This is a genomic window from Endozoicomonas sp. ONNA2, from assembly GCF_024606365.1.
GTDB lineage: Bacteria > Pseudomonadota > Gammaproteobacteria > Pseudomonadales > Endozoicomonadaceae > Endozoicomonas.
This window is the reverse complement of the sequence record NZ_JAHHPO010000553.1, coordinates 1-5,769: the sequence shown is the minus strand read 5'-3', so window position 1 is coordinate 5,769 and position 5,769 is coordinate 1. Positions and strand designations below refer to the sequence as shown.

General features: G+C 50.8%; 5 protein-coding genes. 2 read left to right on the top strand and 3 right to left on the bottom strand.

Annotation, left to right across the window (positions count from 1 at the left end):
• Positions 1-54 precede the first annotated feature (54 nt).
• On the bottom strand, positions 55-720 hold the full coding sequence (locus KDK14_RS09730) for a hypothetical protein (RefSeq protein ID WP_257264904.1): 666 nt from the start codon (positions 718-720) through the stop codon (positions 55-57).
• Positions 721-971: 251 nt separating this feature from the next.
• On the opposite strand from KDK14_RS09730, the gene KDK14_RS09725 reads away from it, so the two are divergent.
• Positions 972-1,472: a ProQ/FinO family protein gene (locus tag KDK14_RS09725; protein WP_257264903.1), complete on the top strand. Its 501-nt coding sequence runs from the start codon at positions 972-974 to the stop codon at positions 1,470-1,472.
• Positions 1,473-1,815: 343 nt separating this feature from the next.
• Entirely contained in the window at positions 1,816-2,808 is a 993-nt protein-coding gene (locus KDK14_RS09720) for a calcium/sodium antiporter (protein WP_257264902.1), read from the top strand.
• Between the two features lie 274 nt (positions 2,809-3,082).
• Here KDK14_RS09720 and KDK14_RS09715 read toward each other — a convergent pair whose 3' ends face one another.
• Positions 3,083-3,991, bottom strand: coding sequence for a methyltransferase domain-containing protein (locus KDK14_RS09715; protein WP_257264901.1), 909 nt, complete (start codon positions 3,989-3,991; stop codon positions 3,083-3,085).
• A gap of 251 nt (positions 3,992-4,242) precedes the next feature.
• On the bottom strand, positions 4,243-5,769 hold a 1,527-nt coding region (locus KDK14_RS09710; RefSeq protein ID WP_257264900.1), incomplete at its 5' end, for an alpha-galactosidase.

The following is a 5,769-nucleotide window of genomic DNA, read 5'->3' as shown; positions in this document are numbered from 1 at the left end:
GAAAAACGGAATTTTTAGACCAATTTGCTGCCACCGCAATAGGGCAATCTATTCTCAGTCAGCCATCTGGTACAAGGTACCAGGGCAATTGTTTCGGCAAACAGTGCATAATGGCTCACTGTCAGTTTGCACGCCAACATCGCAGGTGACTACAGAAGTACCTTTTACACTTATCGAGAGTGAAGCGAGATCACACAACGTTGCCGTATCTGCTGTGTTAACCGGGCTTTTGCTCATCGGGTATAGTGACCCTGAGGCGGCTGATGACGGTTCTTTGAAGGAAGTGAAGGCATCCACCGGATTTCCAGCCCCCGGACAGGCATCGCCCAAAACTTGCTGTTCTTTCTCGTCAAGTTCTTCCTGGGAGATCTGCGGATTATAACCCCAAAAATGGTCTGCAACACTTCTCTGCATATAAATCGCCCACTGGAGCTGCCTGATTTGGTTGGGATCAGGACAGTCAGCATTTGTTTTAAAATCTTTGACGAGCATCTGCTGAGGTTTTTCCTCTGGTCTCAATTGTCGCATGGAACGGCAATAGAACCGGCCAATTGCGGTCCCTGTGTGGCATTTATCGCTGGGAATATAGACACCTTGCAGCTCAATGGCCCTTGCTTTGAGATTTTCATTTTCTTTTTTTGCCGTAAGGGGACTACGTTCACAAACCGCTGGCCATAATGGCTCATTTAGTGTTCGACAACTGCCTGTGGGGGAAAACATGATTATTCAAACCTCTTGAATGACTTATACCCTTTAAGTTGGACAACCCATTTAAACAAAGGTTCAGGGTGGACAGTAGTATTTTCCGATGCTCCGCCATCAGTCTGATGATTGGTACGGTTTGTTGATAAATTACACTTTTATGGTGGGCCCGAATCCGTCATTATAGTGTTCCCGCTGGCTCAGGCTGGTTGGGTATCGGTTTTCAAGGGCGTTACGGGATGCCCGGGGTTATTTGAGCAAGGCAGTCGATGACAGCAGAAGACAGTAAAATTTCTGACCAGGCCATTCAGCAGCTGGCATCTGAACAGGATGCTCCCGGCCCGAATCAGGCGCTTCCAAAAGAGGCCAGGAAAATTCTTGAGAGGCTGCATAACCGGCCTGAAAGTGACGTAATGAACTCTGAGGCGCTGCGTCTGGTGCGCGTTATCTGGCCCGCCGCGTTTAATGTGTCAGACCCAAGGCCCCTCAAGATTGGTGTTCACAAGGAGATGGCAGAGGCCAACCTGCTGCCAGCACATATTATTTCTATTGCATTGCGGTTTTTCACGTCCATGGAACGCTACCTTGAGAAGATTAAGTCGGGTGCTACCCGGATTAACCTTCAGGGACAGGCGGCCGGCCGGGTGAAACTCCGCGAAGCAGTGGATGCAGAGATCAAGCTGTATACCCAGAGCCGTGACTTTATCCCTACGCGAGATCGGGTCATTATACAGAAGATCCGCTTGCTGTCTGTGAATAAACAAACGTGAAGGTCGCTGTCCGCAAAAGCACAAGCAGTTCGGGCTCTTTGGTCAGCGTCCCTGGAATTGGGAAGTTATTTCATGCCGTTCCATAAAAACTACTTACTGATACCGTAGTAACACTGCTTTTCTCCCTCCTGGCAATCGCTATAATCAGCCTAATATTGAGGGAGTAGCCTGCCTTGGTCAGTTTTGACCCCAAAGGTGTATACATCAACATGCATTGATCGTTCGGTCATGGTGTATACGATGCTTGCCAAAGGGCAGCATTTGGCCAGACTCAGATGATGGATGCCAGTGAGAGGGCCTGGTTCCTGTCGTCTGGTCGTTATGCCCTCAGTGATTTCCATTCATGATTTCCACTCAGTTTATTTTGGCCGTTGCTGTCGGCTTTACCGTACTTTGCTGGAGCGCCAACCGGCTCGTTGAAGTGGCGTCTACCCTGGCCTTTCGTCTGGGCATGTCGCTATTAACCATCGGTGTCACGGTGGTTGCTTTTGGTACTTCTGCCCCTGAGTTAATGGTTTCTTCTGTTGCGGCATTTAATGGCTCCGGTGGCATCGCCATTGGTAATGTGGTTGGCTCTAATATCGTCAATATCGGTCTGATTCTGGCGATTGGTGGACTGATTGCACCTTTGGTCGTCAAGGCACGGATTGTCTACCGCGAACTTTCGATCCTGCTGATTACTACCATAGGTTCTGCCCTGATGTTAATGGACGGTACATTAAGTTTGTGGGATGGGATTATTTTTTCTGTGGCATTTTTTGCTTATAGCTTTTATCTACTGAATTCATCAACCGGACAGGAAGCCGAGCAAGATATACCGGTACTCCCGATCAGTACGCTCAGGGCCTTTGTCGAGTCTCTGGTTATGTTGGTGATGCTGGTGCTGGGCTCTCAGCTTTTGGTATGGGGCGCTAAAGGTATTGCCTTGGCGATGGGAGTTAATGAACTGATTATTGGCCTGACGCTGGTGGCTTTTGGTACCAGCCTGCCTGAATTGGCGACAGTGGTTGTCAGTGCCCGAAAGGGGCTCCATGATATGGCAGCGGCTGCGGTTATTGGTTCCAATATCTTTAACATTCTCGCGGTACTGGGGTTGTCTGGTATTGTCGGCCAGAATATTACCGTGGATGCAACGGCTCTGCGAATTGATATGTTAACCATGGTTGGCATGACTATTCTTATGGCGATTGTCGTTTATTCTGGCAAGACCTCTGATAATAGAGAAAAACCAGACCAGACTCCTGATCGTGTATGGAAAGTATCCAGGGTTAAATGCCTGCTGTTGTTGTTGGCTTTTGTCGTCTATGAGATCTGGTTAGTGATGAGCACATCTTGATGCCCTCCCACTACCAGGCGGATGGCCACCCCACCGCCATATAGTGGGAGATTCCTTCTGCAAGACGCTCATGCCCGAGCGCAGTTTTCCCATTACCAGTAGCGAGGAAAACCTTATTCGACAATCTGTTCTACTTTTCTGATTGCTTCGGATTACCGGAGTGCCGGACCATCGGAGTGCCGGACCATCGGTTTACGCCACCCTCAGGGATGAAAAGTGGTTAAGCAAAATATTTTTCAAGGCAAAAACTGTGGATAAACTGCCTTTCAACCTGTCAGCGGGTAATAATCATCACATAGCGCAGTTGCTCCCGGTGAAGCATCCAGCGAATAAACCAGACCTGCAGTCGCAGCCTGATCCACATCTTCGAACGTGTAAATGCACAAAGGCTCTGGTAATGCTGGCCAAACCAGAAACAGAAACCGGAAAGGACATCATCGGTAATATCCAGAATCTCAACCTGCTTAAACCCATGCTGCAGAAGCAGGTTTTCGTAGGACTCCTTGACGGGCATATCCTCAACCAGGAGTCCTGATATGCGACCAAGAATGTTTATCAGGCGCTGCTCCCGACGGTCCTGAAATGGACGGGCCAGCACCATATCGGTAAACGCCAGGGTGCCTCCGGGCCTTAGCACTTTGTGGGCATGGCTGAAAAAGTGAGAGCGTGACTCCAGCTGGTAAACGCAGTCCAGGGCAATTAACTTGTCGCAGCTATGCTCTGGCCGTTCTGCCAGTGACTTTTCCCCCCCCCGCACCAGTTTAAGCGTATTGTAATGCCCGCAGTGCTCAAGCGCCCTGACCATCAGTTGCTCATCACTGGCGATTGCCGTCAGATGTTGAACCTGGTAATAATCCAGCCAGACCAGTAACTGATCATGGCTGGTAAAACCGACATCCAGGACTTCATCCCGGGTGGACAGGCAGGCTTTGTCGGCCAGCAACCCGGCCATTTCAGCGCAGGCCTGTCGGTATTCGTGCGTGTCTTTCCAATAACCTGGCAAGCGCCAGCCGGAAGAGGGCTGTACCGGGTTATTCAACAGCCACTGATCAACCTTCAACCCGCGCTCGTGGCTTGACGATGGCCACCAGATACGTATCAACAGCGCCAGACCCTGAGCCATCAGGCCTGACATAAACAGCCAGGTCAGGAGCACTCCCAGAAGAAATGAAAGAATTGGCATAAGCTAACTTTTAGATTTATCCATGTTTTTTTATTGAGTACGGATAATAGAGAGATCACGCTGCTTTTGCCAGAATTGCACTTTGGCCAGAAGCTCAGCCAGTTTTAAGACAGGAGTCAATGGACGTTGGATTTATACAAAATGTCGGCCTTTAGTGCTGAACTGGTATGAAACTCGTTCCCGGAAAAATTCGGGTTTCCAGCAAAAATATGGCAACCCGAAAGCATTACATGACAAATATCGTATAAAATTCAAACCTCTGTAATCTTGATCAGCAGTGCACTTTCCGGCTGCATCACCGGCATCATCAGGCCAACCTGTTCCAGCAGCACAGCACTCATAATGGCAGACTCAGTCATCCAGGGCGGGCACTGTTTCATGTAAATATCGGAAGAGCTTTTTTCCAATACCTCAACCTTGTAGTCTTTGTCCGGGTTCAGGCCGGGAATTTGCAGCGTGGCTGACATGGCATACTCAGGCATATCCAGCTGGGCAAACATCACCAGGGCTTCCCGCTGGTCGGTGCTGATAACCCCCCATCCTTGCGATGCCTTATGGGCCGTGTCGCAGCGGAAATGGTGGCCAGTATGCAACAGGTGACGTAAGGACTTATGAAGGGTAATGTATTTGGCAAACGACCGTTTCTCTTCCTCTGAAGCACTGGCCGGGTCCAACTCCACGCCCATATGGCCAAACAGGGCGGTAATACCCCGGAAGTCATGGTTATGTTGACGGCCCGTGGTGTGACAGAGCGCTGCCCCGATGTGCGCTCCGGTAATTTCCAGCGGGAAGAAGTAACTGGCCCCCTTCTGGATGGTCTGTCTTTCCAGGGCATCATTGCAGTCCGAAGCCCAAAAGCGGTGGGTGCGCTTCAGAACTTCGAAATCGACCCGACCGCCGCCACCGGAACAGGTCTCAATTTCCACCAGCGGGTGTCGTTTGCGCACTTCATCCACCAGCCGGTAATAAGCCAGGACCTGGCCATGGAAGGCTGCACGGTGATGGTGGGTCGGCTGCACCAGTTCCCGGTTCATATCCCATTTGATGTAATGGATATCATAGTCACTGAGCATGCTGTCGAGACGTTCCAGAACGTAGTCAAAGGCTTGCGAAATCTGCAGATTCAGTACGTACTGGTTACGGATGGTCACCGGTTCATACCCTTCAGTGCAGAGCACCCAGTCGGGATGGGTCCGATGGAGGTCAGAGTTCGGGCTGATCATTTCCGGTTCAAACCAGAGGCCAAACTCCATATTGTGCTCTTTCACGCAATCGATAATGGGCTGCAGGCCCTGGGGATATTTTTGCTCATCAAGGTACCAGTCCCCCAGGGCGGCCTTGTCATCGTTACGGCCGCGGAACCAGCCGTCATCGATAATAAAACGCTCCACGCCGATTTCTGCCGCTGAGCGTATCATCTGCATAATGTAGTCCGGGTTGTGGTTGAAGTAGATTCCTTCCCAGGTATTCAGGTGCACGGGGCGAACTTTTTCCGGTTCCGGGAAGCGGATGATTTCAGCGCGGACGTGGCTATGGAAATTCTGGCTGATACCATTCAGGCCTTTATTGCTGTAGGTGCTGTATAGGATAGGTGTCGTATAGCTGGCACCGGGTGCCAGCTCCACCTCTCCGGGCATCAACAGTTCACTGGCCTGCAGGTAGCGGCGGCCGTCGCTCATCGCTTCGGCATGGAACCGGTGGTTACCACTCCACCCCAGGTGGAAGCCATAGACTTTACCGGCGGTTTCGCTGAAGTTGGGTTGGCCAATCATGATGCC

What these genes read in the sequence shown, in the direction of transcription:
- KDK14_RS09730 (WP_257264904.1), bottom strand. Translation starts at nt 720, where the DNA reads ATGTTTTCCCCCACAGGCAGTTGTCGAACACTAAATGAGCCATTATGG.
- KDK14_RS09725 (WP_257264903.1), top strand. Translation starts at nt 972, where the DNA reads ATGACAGCAGAAGACAGTAAAATTTCTGACCAGGCCATTCAGCAGCTG.
- KDK14_RS09720 (WP_257264902.1), top strand. Translation starts at nt 1,816, where the DNA reads ATGATTTCCACTCAGTTTATTTTGGCCGTTGCTGTCGGCTTTACCGTA.
- KDK14_RS09715 (WP_257264901.1), bottom strand. Translation starts at nt 3,991, where the DNA reads ATGCCAATTCTTTCATTTCTTCTGGGAGTGCTCCTGACCTGGCTGTTT.